The sequence below is a fragment of the Pseudoalteromonas sp. XMcav11-Q genome, from assembly GCF_040104525.1.
Taxonomy (GTDB): Bacteria; Pseudomonadota; Gammaproteobacteria; order Enterobacterales; family Alteromonadaceae; genus Pseudoalteromonas.
In genome coordinates this window covers 1-16,176 of sequence record NZ_JBECOX010000012.1, presented here as the reverse complement: position 1 = coordinate 16,176, position 16,176 = coordinate 1, and the positions used below count along the sequence as shown (strand labels likewise).

Annotated in this window: 14 protein-coding genes, 1 tRNA gene and 1 pseudogene; 9 read left to right on the top strand and 7 right to left on the bottom strand. The window is 41.7% G+C overall.

Annotated elements, in window-relative coordinates; translation table 11 throughout:
• Positions 1 to 27 precede the first annotated feature (27 nt).
• From ABMY45_RS17820 to ABMY45_RS17805, 4 genes are all read left to right on the top strand, one after another.
• The gene (locus ABMY45_RS17820; protein WP_010379077.1) at positions 28 to 399 is read left to right on the top strand and encodes a hypothetical protein; all 372 of its coding nucleotides are present in this window, start codon (positions 28 to 30) and stop codon (positions 397 to 399) included.
• A gap of 90 nt (positions 400 to 489) precedes the next feature.
• A tRNA-Ser gene (locus ABMY45_RS17815) sits at positions 490 to 580 on the top strand.
• A 53-nt stretch (positions 581 to 633) separates the two neighbouring features.
• Positions 634 to 1,017 carry a hypothetical protein gene (locus tag ABMY45_RS17810; RefSeq protein ID WP_010604797.1) on the top strand — a complete coding sequence of 128 codons (384 nt, stop codon included), beginning with the start codon at positions 634 to 636 and terminating at the stop codon, positions 1,015 to 1,017.
• A 119-nt stretch (positions 1,018 to 1,136) separates the two neighbouring features.
• Complete coding sequence (locus ABMY45_RS17805) at positions 1,137 to 1,751, top strand: FKBP-type peptidyl-prolyl cis-trans isomerase (protein WP_010604796.1); 615 nt, start codon at positions 1,137 to 1,139, stop codon at positions 1,749 to 1,751.
• 213 nt (positions 1,752 to 1,964) lie between these two features.
• On the opposite strand, the gene ABMY45_RS17800 is transcribed toward ABMY45_RS17805, so the two are convergent.
• From ABMY45_RS17800 to asnS, 5 genes are all read right to left on the bottom strand, one after another.
• Positions 1,965 to 2,927 (bottom strand): Gfo/Idh/MocA family oxidoreductase, encoded by a 963-nt coding sequence (locus tag ABMY45_RS17800; RefSeq protein WP_349289284.1) that lies wholly within the window; start codon positions 2,925 to 2,927, stop codon positions 1,965 to 1,967.
• A 9-nt stretch (positions 2,928 to 2,936) separates the two neighbouring features.
• Positions 2,937 to 5,330, bottom strand: coding sequence for a TOMM precursor leader peptide-binding protein (locus ABMY45_RS17795; RefSeq protein ID WP_349289283.1), 2,394 nt, complete (start codon positions 5,328 to 5,330; stop codon positions 2,937 to 2,939).
• A gap of 70 nt (positions 5,331 to 5,400) precedes the next feature.
• A complete protein-coding gene (locus ABMY45_RS17790; RefSeq protein WP_349289282.1) occupies positions 5,401 to 5,766 on the bottom strand; it encodes a hypothetical protein in 366 nt (121 codons plus the stop codon).
• A 534-nt stretch (positions 5,767 to 6,300) separates the two neighbouring features.
• On the bottom strand, positions 6,301 to 7,311 hold the full coding sequence (locus ABMY45_RS17785) for a heme-binding protein (protein WP_237116034.1): 1,011 nt from the start codon (positions 7,309 to 7,311) through the stop codon (positions 6,301 to 6,303).
• Between the two features lie 279 nt (positions 7,312 to 7,590).
• Positions 7,591 to 8,988: an asparagine--tRNA ligase gene (asnS, locus tag ABMY45_RS17780; protein ID WP_010379069.1), complete on the bottom strand. Its 1,398-nt coding sequence runs from the start codon at positions 8,986 to 8,988 to the stop codon at positions 7,591 to 7,593.
• Between the two features lie 228 nt (positions 8,989 to 9,216).
• Between asnS and ABMY45_RS17775 the strand changes: the two genes are divergently transcribed.
• From ABMY45_RS17775 to ABMY45_RS17765, 3 genes are all read left to right on the top strand, one after another.
• On the top strand, positions 9,217 to 9,651 hold the full coding sequence (locus ABMY45_RS17775) for an AAA family ATPase (protein ID WP_026000942.1): 435 nt from the start codon (positions 9,217 to 9,219) through the stop codon (positions 9,649 to 9,651).
• Positions 9,652 to 10,124: 473 nt separating this feature from the next.
• Entirely contained in the window at positions 10,125 to 10,922 is a 798-nt protein-coding gene (locus ABMY45_RS17770; RefSeq protein ID WP_349289281.1) for a hypothetical protein, read from the top strand.
• A 197-nt stretch (positions 10,923 to 11,119) separates the two neighbouring features.
• Positions 11,120 to 11,734 (top strand): zinc ribbon domain-containing protein, encoded by a 615-nt coding sequence (locus ABMY45_RS17765; protein ID WP_349289280.1) that lies wholly within the window; start codon positions 11,120 to 11,122, stop codon positions 11,732 to 11,734.
• A gap of 270 nt (positions 11,735 to 12,004) precedes the next feature.
• On the opposite strand, the gene ABMY45_RS17760 is transcribed toward ABMY45_RS17765, so the two are convergent.
• Together ABMY45_RS17760 and ABMY45_RS17755 are read right to left on the bottom strand one after the other, a co-directional pair.
• Entirely contained in the window at positions 12,005 to 12,976 is a 972-nt protein-coding gene (locus ABMY45_RS17760; protein WP_349289279.1) for a transposase, read from the bottom strand.
• Between the two features lie 84 nt (positions 12,977 to 13,060).
• Positions 13,061 to 13,717, bottom strand: a pseudogene (locus tag ABMY45_RS17755) (IS4 family transposase); the annotation flags it as partial.
• Between the two features lie 139 nt (positions 13,718 to 13,856).
• Here ABMY45_RS17755 and ABMY45_RS17750 point away from each other — a divergent pair.
• Positions 13,857 to 14,987 (top strand): hypothetical protein, encoded by a 1,131-nt coding sequence (locus ABMY45_RS17750; RefSeq protein WP_349289278.1) that lies wholly within the window; start codon positions 13,857 to 13,859, stop codon positions 14,985 to 14,987.
• Positions 14,988 to 15,034: 47 nt separating this feature from the next.
• Positions 15,035 to 16,042 (top strand): CHAT domain-containing protein, encoded by a 1,008-nt coding sequence (locus ABMY45_RS17745; protein WP_349289277.1) that lies wholly within the window; start codon positions 15,035 to 15,037, stop codon positions 16,040 to 16,042.
• Positions 16,043 to 16,176: the final 134 nt, after the last annotated feature.

Genomic DNA, 16,176 nt, shown 5'->3' with positions numbered 1-16,176 from the left:
AACAAGCTAATTGAAAGAAGATGTGTCATGGGTAATTTATTTTTAAAAGAACGGGAAAATTGGACCGCCTGGATTATTTGGAGCTTGATAGGATGCACGGCAACGGTTGCATTATCGAGTTATACCAGTGAGATATGGATGGGGCTATTAGCGCCTATTTTGGTATTAGGATTACTAACAACATGGATGAGTTACACTAAGCGATTTGATTTTTCCAGAGCATTCAAAGTGCTCAGTACCGTTGTGTTGTTTTCATCTATTCCGGTTATCATTGAAAAAGTGCTGCCTGCAAAAAACGCAGTCATTGGTATGATTGACTCGGGGATTATCGTGATTGCAATGGTTATCGCCAGTTGTATTTTTGCTTACATTGCCAAAAGGCCAAAGCAATATTATTGATTATTCGGCTATTATTTGCGCTTTTGAATGCAAAAATCGAAATAGTGCTTTACAACCGATGGATAACTCCATAAAATGCGCGCCAACAACGGAGAGATGGCTGAGTGGTTGAAAGCACCGGTCTTGAAAACCGGCATACGTTAATAGCGTATCTAGGGTTCAAATCCCTATCTCTCCGCCACCTCATTCCCAAAACCGCCTCCAAATGGCGGTTTTTTTCGTTTGGAGGCGTGTATGTCTGCGGCTAGTAACATGGCAATAATAAAACATAGTTCTATTTGGATTGTATTTAGTTATTTTTATCTTAGCGGCCTAAACATGGCGCTAACGTTGTCGATTGATTCGCAACAAGACCCTGATATTACGATGACGCTGCTGCATGTTTTTTTATTCAATTGCCTTGTTGGTCATCTGATCACTAAATATGAAAAATCCTGGCCAGAAATCGCCAGTGTAGTTATTGCATTATTTGGTGTGGTTGGATTTGGACACTACTTTGTTGGTAGCTTGGGAGAGTACAGTGATGAGCTTAATATTGGTCTTGTATTATTGCTGCCATTTGCAACCTTTGTAATGAAAAAACTCAAACAATATGCCGAAGAGAAAGCCGCTAGTTAGCGGTTTTTTTGTGTCCGACGAATAGCTCGACTGCTTGATAATCAAGCAGCTCCGGTATCTTGCCTATTTTGGCTGTGATACAATCTAAGGTTCTTGTTAATAAAAAATATGGAAAGACTATGTCTCAATTCAACACAGACGCAGATAAAGCGAGCTACGGTATTGGTTTACAAATGGGTGAGCAACTTAAAGCAAACCCTTTTGAAGGTCTAAACCTTAACTCTGTATTCGAAGGTATGAAAGACGCTTATGCTGGTGACAGCTTCCGCGTTGAGATCCCTGAAATTCAAGCAGCATTTGAGAAGATCAATGCTGAAATCCAACAGCGTCGTGAAGAAGAAGCGAAAGTATTAGCAGCTGAAGGTGTTGCATTTCTAGAAGAAAATGCAAAGCGTGCTGAAGTAACAGTAACTGAGTCTGGTCTTCAGTATGAAGTAGTTGAAACTGGCGAAGGCGATAAGCCTGTTGAAGATTCAAAAGTACGTGTTCATTACCACGGTACTCTAATCAACGGTACTACATTTGACAGCTCTTACGAGCGCGGTCAACCAGCTGAATTCCCAGTAAATGGCGTGATAAAAGGTTGGACTGAAGCACTTCAAATGATGCCAGCAGGTTCTAAATGGCGTCTATACGTACCGCATGAGCTTGCGTACGGTGAGCGTGGTGCGGGTGCTGCAATCGCGCCTTTCTCAACGTTGATCTTTGACGTTGAGCTACTAGACGTACTTTAAGTCTATGCTTTGAGTGGATCTGTTGGATCCACTCTATTATTCCATTTAGCTTTAATATTCCCTCAAATTGAGCAACTAAAATAACAAAAACTTTTACCTTGCTGACACAGACGTCACTACCTTGCCCACAGCTGTGCTATCGACAAGATTTTATCGCCTCAAAATGGGTCACTGAGCTATGCTAGCTGTTATTACTTTTTCGACATATTTTCTTTAACCCGCCTCATTGCTTCCATTCAATACTAAATACACATTCTCCCAAAGCTTGGCTAATGCAATTAGGTAGTCAGATGTTTGAAAATGGGGACAGACGCTGTCGCCATAGATCACGGCTTTAAGTTGTTCAAGTACGGCTAAGTTGGCTTTATCGCGCAATGTCATTATTTCATTCACCGTAAACGCATGTTGCTCCAGCAGGTAGTGGCTTCGCCACTCTTTACTAGACATAGTGATAGGTGATGGTAACCAAGTTAATGGACCATAAGTATCGCTTAGCAGTAATGTGCCATGGTTAAATATGGCTGAGACTCTATGATTGATAAATGTTGCTGAGCCATCATCAAACTCAGACGCAAAGTTTTGACAAAGCAGCGAAATGGACATTGTCCCGCGTTGTAGCAAAATACTAGCAAACGCACTCGGAGTAGCCTTGGGTTGAATGGCAACTGTCACATCAACTTCGTCGGTAAATAGACGACAAATTAAATCCAGTCCCGAATATAGTGTCCTGAGGTTGACGGCGAGGTCTAGATGCATACATTGGCCATGTGCTGCGGCACTGAAGTAGTTGTCATAGAAAGAGCGAATAGGGTACAGATCAGCGAAATGGGCGTTCACCCAGAATCTAACACCATTAGCTTTGGCAGCTGCTAGTGCCTGTGCCATCGAGGTCGGCCCAATTGGATGTTCACAAATTACATGGATATGTTTTTCTAATAGTGCGATAGTAATCTCAATACCGGCATCGCCAGCGATAGCCACACAAGCAATATCCACTTGTTTGTCTGTTATCTGCTCTGCATTGGTGTAATGTGGTACGGCAAAGGACTGAGCGTACTGTGTTGAGCGAAGACTACCAGTTGACAATATGCCACTGAGCATCAATCCCGTATTTTGAAATTGTAATGCCCGAATATAAGTAGCACCGTAATTGGTTCCGCATACTAAAACTTTCATAGCGAGTCCTTATGCAATGGGGTGTGGATACAAGTTAACCGCGCGGCCAGCCAAGAGTTTATGCAATCTTGGGTTGTCAATGCGCTTGAATTGTTCGCCAAAGTGAATGGGCTGCATATTAACACCAACAGCTCGAGCCACTCTAAATGGACTTAATGCAACGTCTGAAGCAGTGACATCCACAATGGCAATATCAACCCCCGCTTTGGTAATGCGCTGTCTTAGATCTGCGGCTCCCTCAAGAGTAGGATAAGGCCAGCATGATAGCGGTTTAGCTTCAGATTTAGGCTGTCTCATAAAGTTAAAGGTGGATAAGTGCGCGTTAGAGAAATAAAACGCGGCATGATCTTCTAACGTCCTGACCTGTTCTACGGTTTGTGGAGCTTTATGCCCACTCTGCATTAGGCTGCAAAGATAGGGCATAACATGACCTTGCTCTAATAATGCTTTGGTGACAGCCACATTGATGTTGTCATGGGTTGCTAGTGAAACTGATACCGCAGGCGTGGTGATGCCATCGCCTAGACCAAGGCAAACCACCGTTGGGATATGGATGCCGACGTCAAGAAGGTATAACTCTAGCGCTATGCCTTGCTGTGTTATCGATTCGACCATGAGCTTCAACTTGCCAGTTAGCAAAGAGTCGGCATCTAATCTAGTACAAGGGAGTTGGGCGTACCAGGTAAGCATCATCGCATCTCTTTCAATGAGTTCGAAGCAGGCTCTGATAGCGGCATCTTCGTTATCTTTACCTGCCGCTAAGCCATTGGAAGAAACTTGACTGAATTGCTCTTCATAAGGGCAACTAAAATTAAAGTAGCTCACTAATGCGGGTACCCAAGTAGCGCGGTTTGTACCAATCCAATTGCCTTCAACCCAATGAATTTTTTGTTTACTTCGCCATTTGCTAAAGGGAAATCCAGGTGTTGCATACTGCTCGGGAGAATAGAGGACTAGATCTGCTGGGTTTACGTAGTCTCCTTGAAGTTGATTTACCGTGGCATAACGACAGTTACGAATATCGTATCTCGCTGCTGAATAACGTTCAAGTGCTTCACCCACGGCACTAATATGAGCTGAAAGCGAGTCTAATCCTTTGCCTGAACCAACTTGGCCTTGTGTTCTCGGATCAAACTGACCACTTGTAAAACTACTTAGGCTAGCAGATGCGGTGACTGGGAGTTCAGGTAAGTGGGGGGCATGGCCCGTTAGTTGTTTTATCACGCCAAATTCTGGGTCAACCCAACCTCGCATCATTGTTTTAAATTGCTCAACTGTCTTTAATTCAGAAATGGCTGGTAACGCCTTATTGTTGGCAGCGATATCTTGTTCGCTAGGGCCAGAGCATACTGCGCATTCGGGGACTGGAATAATAGGGTGAAGCGAGCTTTCTCCACTAACCAAATTGGTTGTTCTGGTAGTATTTTGCAGCACAGATTGCGTGTACTGTAACAAAATGGTTTGTATATCAGTTGCAGCCTGCATTGCGATTGATGCTGACATACTACTTAAAATTGAATGGGCTCGAGCGCCGGAATGTGCTTTATTCGTGATCTCATCAATCTTGTGTGCAGTTTGCGGGTTTATTGCAGTGCCAAGTTTTCGCAGTCGTAAACAGTTCCAGCATCCACCGCCTTGATTGGTAACATATGGACCTACATGCCCGGTTAGTCCATCAATTGAGACGTAAAAAGTAGGTAGTGCAAGCTTAGCTAAATGCGTGGCGATGTTGGTATGCGCACTGAGCGAGTCCGATGGCAGAGAAATAACAACCAGATCCCAGTTTTGAAGAATAACTTCATCTAATGGGGAGTTCAGTTCGGCAGTTTGTGCAATAACTTCTGAGTGAACAAAGCGTTGCTTTAGGTAGTCTGTGAAGGCATCGACCGTTGTAGTATTACTTGGCAGGTGATTAACTGCATGATGATAATAGCCACTTTGGTTAGTACAATTAGCATCATCAAGAATATGAATATACCCCACGCCAGCATTTAACAGCTCTTCTAGCATAGGCATCGCCCAAGGCGTTAACCCTATACACAGAATACGGTTATTCTGGAGTGTTCGTGGATCACGCTTTGCCTCATTTTGCCACGCGTTAATAAAGCGGTATTGTTCAGGCCAAGGAGCTGAGGTTGAGTTGATAACAACGCGTTCAATGAGACCTTTTTGCTCCAATAAGCGCAATAATTGCTCAACACTAGCGCTAGAGTATAGCGTTATCTGTGATGCGATCTCATCGAGGCCAAAGTCACCATTTAATAAAGGAATAATGTCGTCAACAAAAGCACTTATGTCTTTTCCATGGAGTTGAAAATCTCCAAGATCAGAGCGTAGCAATACTCCCTCATCGTTAGGTAAGATACTTGCGGCAGGTGATAGCCTTATTTTATCTTTATTCATATGCATCCTCTGTAAGTTATGAAAGCCCCGATAGAGAGGCTTCACTAATGTCTTTATCCTTGAACTGCACTCAACATACAGCAATAAATTGGACCTGGTGTACAGGTATAACATTGGTATGTTGGGTTACTTCCGGCACACAATTGTGCACCTTGAAAGTGATTAACAGAGGGTTGACACAACACACACTGTGTCGGCTGGCAAGGAACGCACTGCGGTTGACATAAAACACATTGTGTTGGTTGGCAAGTAACACACTGCGGCTGACATAAAACACATTGTGTTGGCTGGCAAGTAACACACTGCGGCTGACATAAAACACATTGTGTTGGCTGGCAAGTAACACACTGCGGTTGACATAAAACACATTGTGTTGGTTGACAAGTAACGCACTGCGGTTGACATAAAACACATTGTGTTGGCTGGCAAGTAACACACTGCGCAGGCTGACAGGTTACACAGAACGAAATGATACAAGGAACACACTGTATGCTTTGTGCGCATTGAACGCTAGCGCCCCCTGAAGGTTGACACTGTAGACATTGCAGTGATGCAGATTCTGGCGTAGCAGTAGGCTGACAGTGAAGGCAGCAGTTACAGAAATTGACAACACAAGGGAGGCAGTTTGTACAAGGCGAGCATGGAGTGCAAGGAGTACATAAATAGCAAGGACTGCACGTAAGGGCGCAAGCGTCGCATTTACGTACTCCCTCTGCTTGCTGCTCAAAATATTGCTTTTCTAATTCTTTAACTTTTGAACTTAGCTCTGTGAGCTGAACCTGAAGATCTTTAACGTCATTACTCATTTTCAAATCCTTTATGACCAAAGTCATGGCTTTAGATTGATGTTTGGTGCCGGGCGATAGACACCGCTAAATTCGCCATGGCAAATAACAACAAGGTTGAGACCTGACTAACTACACTGTAGATATCAACTTATATTTTGAACCTAAGCGAAATCCTAGTATCGCTATCCCACCTTAAACAGGGTGTTTGCAGTAATGTGGGGAAACATTAGTTTGCTGTTTTTGGTGTTGTTAAACTGTAGCGAAATATTCTGTGTGTATTGCAGTTGCAACGCGCCACTGGATAACCTTTCTATCCAGTAAGTGGTAGAAAAGTTTGGAACGTCTACATGGTTTTTACAAAATGGGATACTTGAAACTAATCCATCATTGTCACTGTTAACGGTCAAAATATCCGTTTTAGTGATAGGGTTATATGCTTGGTTAACTAGCAATTGTTGTTCTAACACGATATTCGGATTGATATTTGGATTACTCGGTGAGTTTTCTCCATACAAACCCGCAATGGCAGTACCTGCCTTAGTTTCTGGTTGCGGCAGCGTGTTGGCAATGGGAATTTCTGGACGACCATCGACAAAGTGATGATTTCCAAGTGCTAAAATTGAGTTACCGTGTGGAATTGAAACCTGTTTGACTATCGCATGCTCTGGATTTTGTATTGGCACGTTTGCTCCACCTGAAGGAGCGGGGATATAAGGAGGGCGGTTGTACTTACCTGAACCTTGATTGGTGGTGGCTAAATTGAGCCAAGTGCCATTTTCAGCATGCACAAGTTGGTCTTTCTTGTCACCGTCGGCAAAAAATACACGTTGCTCATAAAAGATCGTATAACTATTTTGTTGATAATCGCCACCTCGATTTACTACTTTTCCTTGTGTGGCGCTAAAGGTGATCACCTCGTAGTAAGGGAAATTAAATAGTATAACCCCTTCTGGAGCAGTTTCTTGCGGCAGCGGCATGACGTTAAATCCCGCAAAACGAGCGCTTGCCCAAGTGCCGATGAGATCTGCCAATGGCCCAAGTGCGCTGAGGGTTTCTGGCTGGCTATTTCCTCCTCCTGTTGCGAGTAAAGGTATATTGTAATCTGGGACAAAACCTTGCTTGTTAGGTTGCAGTGCAGCTTGTAGGTGATCTGCTGTGGCTTTTGCTTGCTGATTGGTGACAGTATTAAACATAAAAAACTCCCTTTAAAAGGTTTGTTAATAAAGTGTTTTCGGTGTTTAATTTAAGTATGGTTATGCAAATTAATCGATTACATCACATTACATTAAGGGCTGTGTTGTGCATTCGAATGCTTAGGCGTTTGAATTGGTAGGGTTCTTTGAACTCGGGTGAGCGCTATGTTGGTACAACTATAGTAAAGTGCTGACGTTATCATGAGAGCTCTCTAAACGCACAATGCAAAACGCTCCCATAAAAGGGAGCGTTTTTAGCAAAGCTGAGTTTGTGACGTTTTAGTAAGTCGCGCTGCCTTTAGTACGAGGGAAGGCAATAACGTCACGTACGTTGCCCATGCCAGTAACATAAGCAACCAAGCGCTCAAAGCCAAGACCAAAGCCTGAGTGAGGCACTGTTCCATACTTACGTAGGTCGCGGTACCAGCTGTAATCTTCTTTGTTTAAGCCCATCTCTTCAAGACGCGCATCTAGCACATCTAAACGCTCTTCACGCTGTGAGCCACCAATGATTTCACCAATACCAGGCGCAACGACGTCCATAGCGGCAACGGTTTTACCGTCTTCGTTTTGGCGCATGTAGAATGCTTTGATATCACGAGGGTAGTTTTTGATAACTACAGGTGCGTTAAAGTGTACTTCAGCAAGGTAACGTTCGTGTTCTGATTGTAAGTCGACGCCCCACTCAACAGGGAATTCAAACTCTTTATCACATGCTTTTAGAATTTCGATAGCATCTGTGTAATCTACCTGAGCAAAGTCTTTATCGATGAATGATTCTAGGCGAGTAATGGCATCTTTTTCGATGCGCTGTGCGAAAAATTCCATATCATCACGACGTTCATCAAGTACTGCTTTAAACACATACTTCAACATGTCCTCAGCGAGCGCCGCGATGTCGTTAAGGTCGGCGAATGCCACTTCAGGCTCAACCATCCAAAACTCTGCTAAGTGACGAGAAGTGTTTGAGTTTTCAGCACGGAATGTTGGACCAAAAGTATAGATTTTTGAAAGGGCACTCGCGTATGTTTCACCGTTAAGCTGACCAGATACGGTCAAGAATGCTTCTTTACCAAAAAAGTCTTCTGAATAGTCTACATCGCCTTTGTCTGTGCGTGGTAGGTTGTTCATATCAAGTGTAGATACACGGAACATCTCGCCTGCGCCTTCACAGTCACTTGCGGTAATGATAGGCGTGCTGATCCACTGGTAGCCACGCTCATGATAAAAACGGTGAATAGCTTGTGCAAGACAGTTACGTACACGCGTAACCGCGCCCATAACATTAGTGCGAGGGCGAAGGTGCGCATGTTCGCGTAAGTATTCAATACTGTGGCGTTTTGCAGCCATTGGGTATGAATCTGGATTCTCAACCCAGCCTAATACCTCAACGCTGTTCGCTTGGATCTCAAAAGATTGACCTTGACCTTGTGATTGTACAAGCACACCAGTCACCGCTACTGAACACCCAGCAGTAAGACGAGTCACTTCGTCATAATTATTCAGCGAATTAGGGACTACGGCTTGAATAGGGTCAAAACAAGAACCGTCATGAACGGCTAGAAATGAAATACCTGCTTTTGAATCACGTCGTGTACGGATCCAGCCTTTTACTGTTACTTGGCTGTCAACCGCAACGGTGCCTGCTAGTAGCTCCGTTATCGCTGTGTGGCTCATCTTTACTCCAAATGATTTATTTTTTATTTGTAAATTAAAAGACAGAGTGTCTTATCGTCATGTAAGCCGTATCTTACCTGCGATGGACAAATAAAAAAACACTGAAATGCAAAAAACTGGGCTGAAAAGAATGAGTAAAAGCCATGAAAAAACAGTCGGACTGTGGCATTATGAATGTTCGATGATAAAAATAGCTTTATTAATACTAACAGTGACGTTCAAAACTCGATGAAACAAGTTTTTATTTTGAGGGGTCTACCTGGCTCTGGAAAATCGCATTATGCGCAAACGCTAGCCGACGACCTAGTCTCCGGCGATGAAACACAGTATTTTATCTGTTCAACCGATGATTATTTTCTTAATGAAAACGGCGAGTATCATTTTGAAAAACAACGCCTTTCAGAATATCACAACTTAAACTTAGCCCGGTTTATTAATGCCTTAGCTGAAGGTATCCCTTTGGTCGTTGTTGATAACACCAATATCAAGAAATGGGAGTTTGTTGCTTATGCGTCAGCTGCTGTGGCAATGGGTTATCAAGTGAAAGAAGTCATTGTCGGTGAAATTAAAGATAAATCCCTACAGCACTTATATGCCAAACGTAATAGCCATGGCATTGGTTTGAAAACAATTTCAAAAATGGCCCACCTTTTCGAATGGTGACCAAGCATAGGGTAGAGTAACCCTAACAACGCTCGCGCATGTAAAACAGGGTAGTATCATATCCGATCTTACAGTTAAAAAGAGTGGGTTTAGACTTCACCTTAGAGCAAACAAGAGACGGTCGTCAATGTTAGCCTTATTTTACATAGCGGCCGGTTAGTTAACTCATTCTTGCTCCACAATGAGTTAACGTAAATGCTCTAAGGGTCTGCGTTGAGCGAAAAGCTGGCGTTCATCCTTCCACCTAAACTACTGGATATACATCCATACCTATTAAATTTCTTCCATAGTCAGGAAAACGACCCTGTGAGTCGTTTTTGTCGTGTTCACATTTAGGCCAATGTAACGTAACTTCAATGCTGGTAAGTACTTCCTAAATTTGCTATCAATAGTCATAGGACAAAAATGAGACAGCTTGCTGTAGAAAAACGACCCAATCGCTCGATATTAAATTGGTAGCTAAGGTATCTTCCATGACAAGAAACATCGAAAAATATAAAAACGACATTGAAGGATTGCTGGAACGCGGCAACTACTTACTCGTTGCATTACAGTATGACTGTTATCCAGACCGTATTGAGAAAGCATACGGTGAAGATTTCAAGAAGATTAAGAAAAATCTTCCATCCTTCAAAAGGAAATATCAATCTTGGTATTCGGAATCGAAGGCGTTAGTCAGACAACTTTTACCAGATCGGTTAGCCGATTTTGCGAAACATTATGAAAAGCCTAAGCCGAGAAAAGATATTAGCTTCGAAAATTACCGGATAGAGGATGCCCTACAAGGGTTGCGGGTAACTAGAAATCACGGCAGTGAAGTTGTCGTGGATAATGATGCTGCGATTCCTCACTTAGAGCAACAAATCGCAATTGTCGAGTCAATTATGGCAAGATTCGAAAGTAGTTTATTCGACATTCGACAATTAGTGCAGGCAGATATATTCGATTCAGGAGTTCAAGAGTCCCGTGAGTTGCTAAAGCGAGGATTCATCCGTGCTGCAGGTGCTGTAGCTGGAGTTGTACTAGAAAAACATTTAGGCCAAGTCACGCTAAATCATTCGATAAAAGCTACGAAAAAAAATCCTACAATTAGCGATTATAACGACCTACTTAAGAAGGAAGATGTTTTAGATGTTACGAATTGGCGTCAAATACAGCGATTGGGGGACATAAGAAATTTGTGCGATCATCATAAAGATCGGGAACCAACCAAGGATGAAGTGGATGAGCTTATAAACGGAGTAGAAAAGTTCCTTAAAACGTTGTTCTGATAGCTAACAAACGGCTCCATGCAGACACCCAAACCTCCGTGCTTTTTTTGGTTTTCGCTGCGCTCAATTTACCACAAAAAACTCTCTGGTTTGGGCGCTGGTGAGCCGGGCGTTAAGTGCCAAGTGCGCATATAAACTTTGAAATCTCAATATTACTGTGTTTATATACAGTTAGTGGGTTAAGGTGGAGATTAGGTATGCATTGTTCAAACTGCGGATTGGAACATAGTGAAGAAAGTAATTTTTGTTCCGGATGTGGAACGAAATTAAGAAATGATGATGGAATCAATATCAGCACGGGTAATAGCTCCGTTAATGTCGGACTAAACAGTTCCATAGACAACAGTACGATTAATGTCTATTCGCCTCCAGAAGTGGATCCAAGAGAAGTCGCTTACATTGAGCGAAAGAGTGTCAAACCTTTAAGTATCTTTGGGCTTCACTTAAAAACGACGTGGCTAATATATAGCGGAGCAATTTCTTTAGTCGGAAGCTTCGCAAGTATTTTTAGTTTTTGGGGGATAGGCAGTCATTGGATGATGTTGTTGATGCCCCTGGGAGGCTTTGCTTTTATTATGGGTATCATGTTAAGTCAGCAGAAATTTGCCCATTTTTGGTCATTTTTAAATATAGAGTCGGGCGCTGACAAACGAATTTATAGAACTGTAGTTGAAGGTGATTGCCCAAAATGTACAGGGAAATTGAAACTTCGTAGTATTGGTCCAGAAAACAACAAGACTACAGTTGTCCGCTGCACTAGAAATCCTGACCATGTTTGGAGCTTTGATCCCACCGTTTTAGACGACCTATAAGGCACTTAACAAATCGCTGACATCCATCACAATTAGCAACCAAGCTGAGGTAGTGTTATCACTGATGACCCCCACCGTTATTTGTATCTAAGCTGGCAAAGTGAGATTAAAACGTGCGAAAACACTTAAAGAATATGGACAAAAAGCGTTCTTAGATAGGGTGACCTTTGGCGGGTAAGCGTATCGCTACACTAAAACTGGGTTATCGCGCACGACAACGCGCTGTAACTACAACAGTAAGAAATTCGAGAATTAAGAATGTGAGTTTTGCTAAGCCAGCAAGCGCTCGCAGTTTGTTAGATTTGTCCATCGTCGTTTTTGCAGTGTTTCACAGTAAGCGGTTATTGTTCGCTCTCGACCAACTGCACCGTGGAATACACGTGAAAACTGCGTTGTGAGTTTTATCCAGTTCTCAGGTTCTATATTTAGTCGAGTGAGTATGGGTTGAGACTCAAAGATATAGCCTCGCTTGTCTGCTCGAATACACTGGCCTGTAAGTTCAACTAATTCAATATAGGATTTGAGTTCAAAAGGCAGGCCTTTTGGCATATGTTTTCGTGGGTTGCCAGCAAAGCGTTGTAGGCTTTTTGGTTGTTTGCCCAGCTTAGCGTGGTCGATTCTTTTTTTGATGCTGGTGTAGTCTGAGGTTTCAGGCGTTGCTGCGATGTTGGCTCTAATGGGGTTTAAGTCTACGTAAGCGAGGCAAGCTGCCAATGCTGCCTCATCCAGTAATGCTTGAGATTTAAACCGTCCTTCCCAGAATCGGCCTGTACAGTTATCCTCTTTGTTTGCTCGGCGGGCGATGTCTTCGTTAAGCACGCGCATAAACCAGCTAATATCTGCGAGCCTTTCTCTGTACTTATCAACCAGCTCATCGAATATCAACTGCTCCGACTCACTGAGTGGCTCATCTTCAATAAACTTTTGGCTTATCCAATTACCTTTGAACAACTTGTGCCATCGTATCACAATCGCTTTATCCGGCAGGCGCTTAGCTTTTTTATCATCAACATATAAAACAATGTGAGTGTGATTACTCATCACCGCATAAGCGCAAATATCAATACAAAACACAGACCCCAACATCAATAACTTTTCTTCAACCCAATCCCGGCGGTGCTCGTATGATTTTCCAGTAAATTTATCTTCACCGCACAGAAAGGCGCGCCTCACGCAACGGGAGATACAGTGGTAGTATTTGGTGTCGGTTAAACTGATTTGTCTTTTACGGGCAGTAGCCATAGTTTAGTTTCCTCAATCCTTTGAGTGCAGAGTTAAAGCTTAGGAAGGTGCAAATTAGTGGTGGGTGTCAGCGATTTGAGCGCAAAGCTTTACTTCTCCAATATAACGTCCACGGGGAGTTGCTGATGGGTAAAGAGCCTGATTTACATGCCAATCTTCGCTGTTCTTATGCTGATAAGTGACTTTACCACGCACCCGCCCGAGCCAGAACCAGCCTTTTTTATCGACCTGTCGAAACCAGGTATTTCGATAGCCAGCATCTGTCACGATGAGTGGAATACATTTATCAGGCAGGATGCTGGCAAGTTCATCCAGGAACAGCTGATGGGACTTAGGTGAGTTGTATTGAGCAAACGTGAAGGTGCGCTCATACACTATCATTGAGCGTCCCTGAATGCTGACGGAAGCACGCAAAGTCATCAACTGCAGTTGCTCGCGCACATCGGCCCAGTCGACCAGCAAGATAGGCATAGGATTAGCGCCACACGTCAGGCGAGCATGAAAGCGGTAAATAGCAAGTCGGTCGTTATGCATGGCAGTGTTGCCAAGCAGTCGGTCCATACGTTTAATGTTGTGTTTTTCAGCGACAGGGCCCTTCATATTCCGACCCAGCTCTGTAAGTGAGAGTTGATTGCTATCGAGCAAAGTCTCAGTTGCTAGCATTAATGAATCAAGGCGCCGCGCGTGAATTTGGGGGCAGTTTTTTCTGAGCATATCGTGTAGGATAGTGATATCACGCATGGTGTTGTTATCTATTTGGTTTTTGGCGAAATAAATTAGATCAAACAATGCCGTGCGTGTCCATCACATTGATTTTAAATATGATTATCTGAGGATTCCTCAGATTAAGGCGTTAGATGACTAAGGATCCGTCGTTGATATGAATCAAAATTATATGAATAGCATTTGCTATATTATTTTAGTCAAAAACGAAGAATTGACGGAATTCAACAAATATAACGTCAATATGTTAGACAAGATAAGTGTTTTAGAAAAGATATGCACACTACCTAAAGACTTATCTGAGTTATTTTATGATAAAGAACATTTGATAAGTAACCGTATTAGTGGGATTTTTAACGGATATAATTTGAAGTGTTTACCATCCAGTGAATTTGTTAATGAGTCACCGTTTAATGTTAATGTAGTTTTTATATCGTCAATATCAGAGGTTGAGGCTATAAGTCGCGATGTGATTTTTCTGTCAGGAACCATACCAACGAACAAAAAATATAAAATATATAATGTTAATGAAATTAATAAATGCAAGCTATTAGAGCTTGTTAATGATTTAGTTTTGGGCTTAGATACAACTAAGAAAAAGTATTTTGAAGAGCTAAAATCGACAACGTGTTATGAAGAAAAATCAGAGTTTATAGATTTAGATGATACTTACGTAAAGAGTATATATACAAGATCAAACTTGTCGGTGTTAAATTCAATTAAAATAAAATATTGCTTTGAAAAGTATGACTTTGATTTTGAATCCGAGCATCAGGTAGAGGTGATTGAGCGTATTTTATGGTTAAGAAACCACATTTTTAAAACTTTATACCCTCCTGCTATGTTGCCTAATATTGGTTTCTTAGTCAGCGATATGTCTAGTAATCTCGAGTTTTTAATTAACAAGAGTGAATATAGTGTGAGTGCGCTAGTTAATGAATTTGGAAGTGCTGGGAAAACACTCGCCGAGGCAATTAAGTTAATAAATCAAAATAAAATACCGAGTAAGTTTTCAGATAATAAGTACTTAGATATTTACTATCAAGAGAGATTGCTGATTGAGTCTCTAATAGCCCTTTACTCCTCGGGTAATGTAGCTATAAATATCAAACTTCCACTCTCAAACAGTTCTATTTACAGTAAATTGAAAGATATAGGTGTAGTTGATAGAGGAGTAAATAAAAATAAAATTAACAAGTTAATGTTAAAGCTTGTTAACACATTTAAGGATAATTCCGATGTTTTTTTGACTATTTGGACGAAAAATATTCATCTAATATTAAATTAGTGTCTGACCTTCCTATTGAGTGGTCTCATCATGAAGGACTCCCCTTAATGGTTAGGCATGAGGTTAGTCGTATCCCCATCTCTCCTGGAAATGTGTCTACGTCATTATTACTAAATTCAGAGCAAATTATATTAAATGTTGATAGTTTCAAAAAGGTAAGGATTATTAGTTCTTTCGCTGATGATGATCCAATTAAGGGCGATTTAAAAGCTGCAGTAGATTTTCTTATAAATCAGTTAACAATTTCTAAATCAGATATTACATCTTTATTAGATGGTAATGACAAGACTAAGGGAAAGGAAATTGATCCAAAAAATCAAGAGGAATTAGATATTTCAATAGAGTGGAATAATGTTACGACTCAGGAAGAACTGATGAAAAGCCTAAGGGAAAATGATTCTGCTATCACTATATTTGATCTTCATGGTGGTCATAGTGAAAACGGGAGTGGAGTTATAAAGCTTAAAGATGAATTTGTTTCTGTTTATGATCTTATTGGTAAGGTAAAGATCTCACCAATTGTGATTTTAAGTTCTTGCGACACAAGTCCTATAGATCGAAACCATAATTCAACAGCAAATGCGTTTTTTTTGGCTGGAGCCAAAACTGTTTTAGCAAGTGCGTTGCCTATATTAAGCCGTGAGGCATCTATATTTATTGCTCGATTGTTGCTCAGAGTTAAGCATTATCTACCTCAACGCTTAAAAGGTGATTCTGGTATCAGCATTAGATGGTCAAGTTTTGTAACTGGGATGATTCGTAGAACATTTTATAGTGAACTGTTAGCTTTACTCGAAAAAAAGTCACTCATAAAAAATGAAGACAAAATGCATCTGCTATTCCATGTTGGATTATATCTAGACCCATTAGATTCAGACTGGCATGAAAAGATATTGACAGAAATTAGTGCGAAAGTAGGTTTTTCATGTGTTGACTTAAAAAATCTGATTGAGAAAGAATTTATGATGCCAGAATGTCTGAAATACATACAATTGGGAAATCCAGAATCGATAATTATAGCTACAGAAGAACATATTCCATTAGTAGCGAGCTAGAAGTCATCTAATCGGGTAGCCGAGGGTATCTAGCCCTCAGCCCCCACAACACCCTGCATGCGGGTCCGCACAGGGCGTTTCATCTAACAGATTACCCGTTTGGGTAATGTACTTTTATCCATCCGTCTCTGAGT

Bases quoted from the DNA above. Each gene is read 5' to 3' on its own strand.
- ABMY45_RS17820 (WP_010379077.1), top strand. From the start codon at position 28: ATGGGTAATTTATTTTTAAAAGAACGGGAAAATTGGACCGCCTGGATT.
- ABMY45_RS17810 (WP_010604797.1), top strand. From the start codon at position 634: ATGTCTGCGGCTAGTAACATGGCAATAATAAAACATAGTTCTATTTGG.
- ABMY45_RS17805 (WP_010604796.1), top strand. From the start codon at position 1,137: ATGTCTCAATTCAACACAGACGCAGATAAAGCGAGCTACGGTATTGGT.
- ABMY45_RS17800 (WP_349289284.1), bottom strand. From the start codon at position 2,927: ATGAAAGTTTTAGTATGCGGAACCAATTACGGTGCTACTTATATTCGG.
- ABMY45_RS17795 (WP_349289283.1), bottom strand. From the start codon at position 5,330: ATGAATAAAGATAAAATAAGGCTATCACCTGCCGCAAGTATCTTACCT.
- ABMY45_RS17785 (WP_237116034.1), bottom strand. From the start codon at position 7,311: ATGTTTAATACTGTCACCAATCAGCAAGCAAAAGCCACAGCAGATCAC.
- asnS (WP_010379069.1), bottom strand. From the start codon at position 8,988: ATGAGCCACACAGCGATAACGGAGCTACTAGCAGGCACCGTTGCGGTT.
- ABMY45_RS17775 (WP_026000942.1), top strand. From the start codon at position 9,217: ATGAAACAAGTTTTTATTTTGAGGGGTCTACCTGGCTCTGGAAAATCG.
- ABMY45_RS17770 (WP_349289281.1), top strand. From the start codon at position 10,125: ATGACAAGAAACATCGAAAAATATAAAAACGACATTGAAGGATTGCTG.
- ABMY45_RS17765 (WP_349289280.1), top strand. From the start codon at position 11,120: ATGCATTGTTCAAACTGCGGATTGGAACATAGTGAAGAAAGTAATTTT.
- ABMY45_RS17760 (WP_349289279.1), bottom strand. From the start codon at position 12,976: ATGGCTACTGCCCGTAAAAGACAAATCAGTTTAACCGACACCAAATAC.
- ABMY45_RS17750 (WP_349289278.1), top strand. From the start codon at position 13,857: ATGAATCAAAATTATATGAATAGCATTTGCTATATTATTTTAGTCAAA.
- ABMY45_RS17745 (WP_349289277.1), top strand. From the start codon at position 15,035: ATGGTTAGGCATGAGGTTAGTCGTATCCCCATCTCTCCTGGAAATGTG.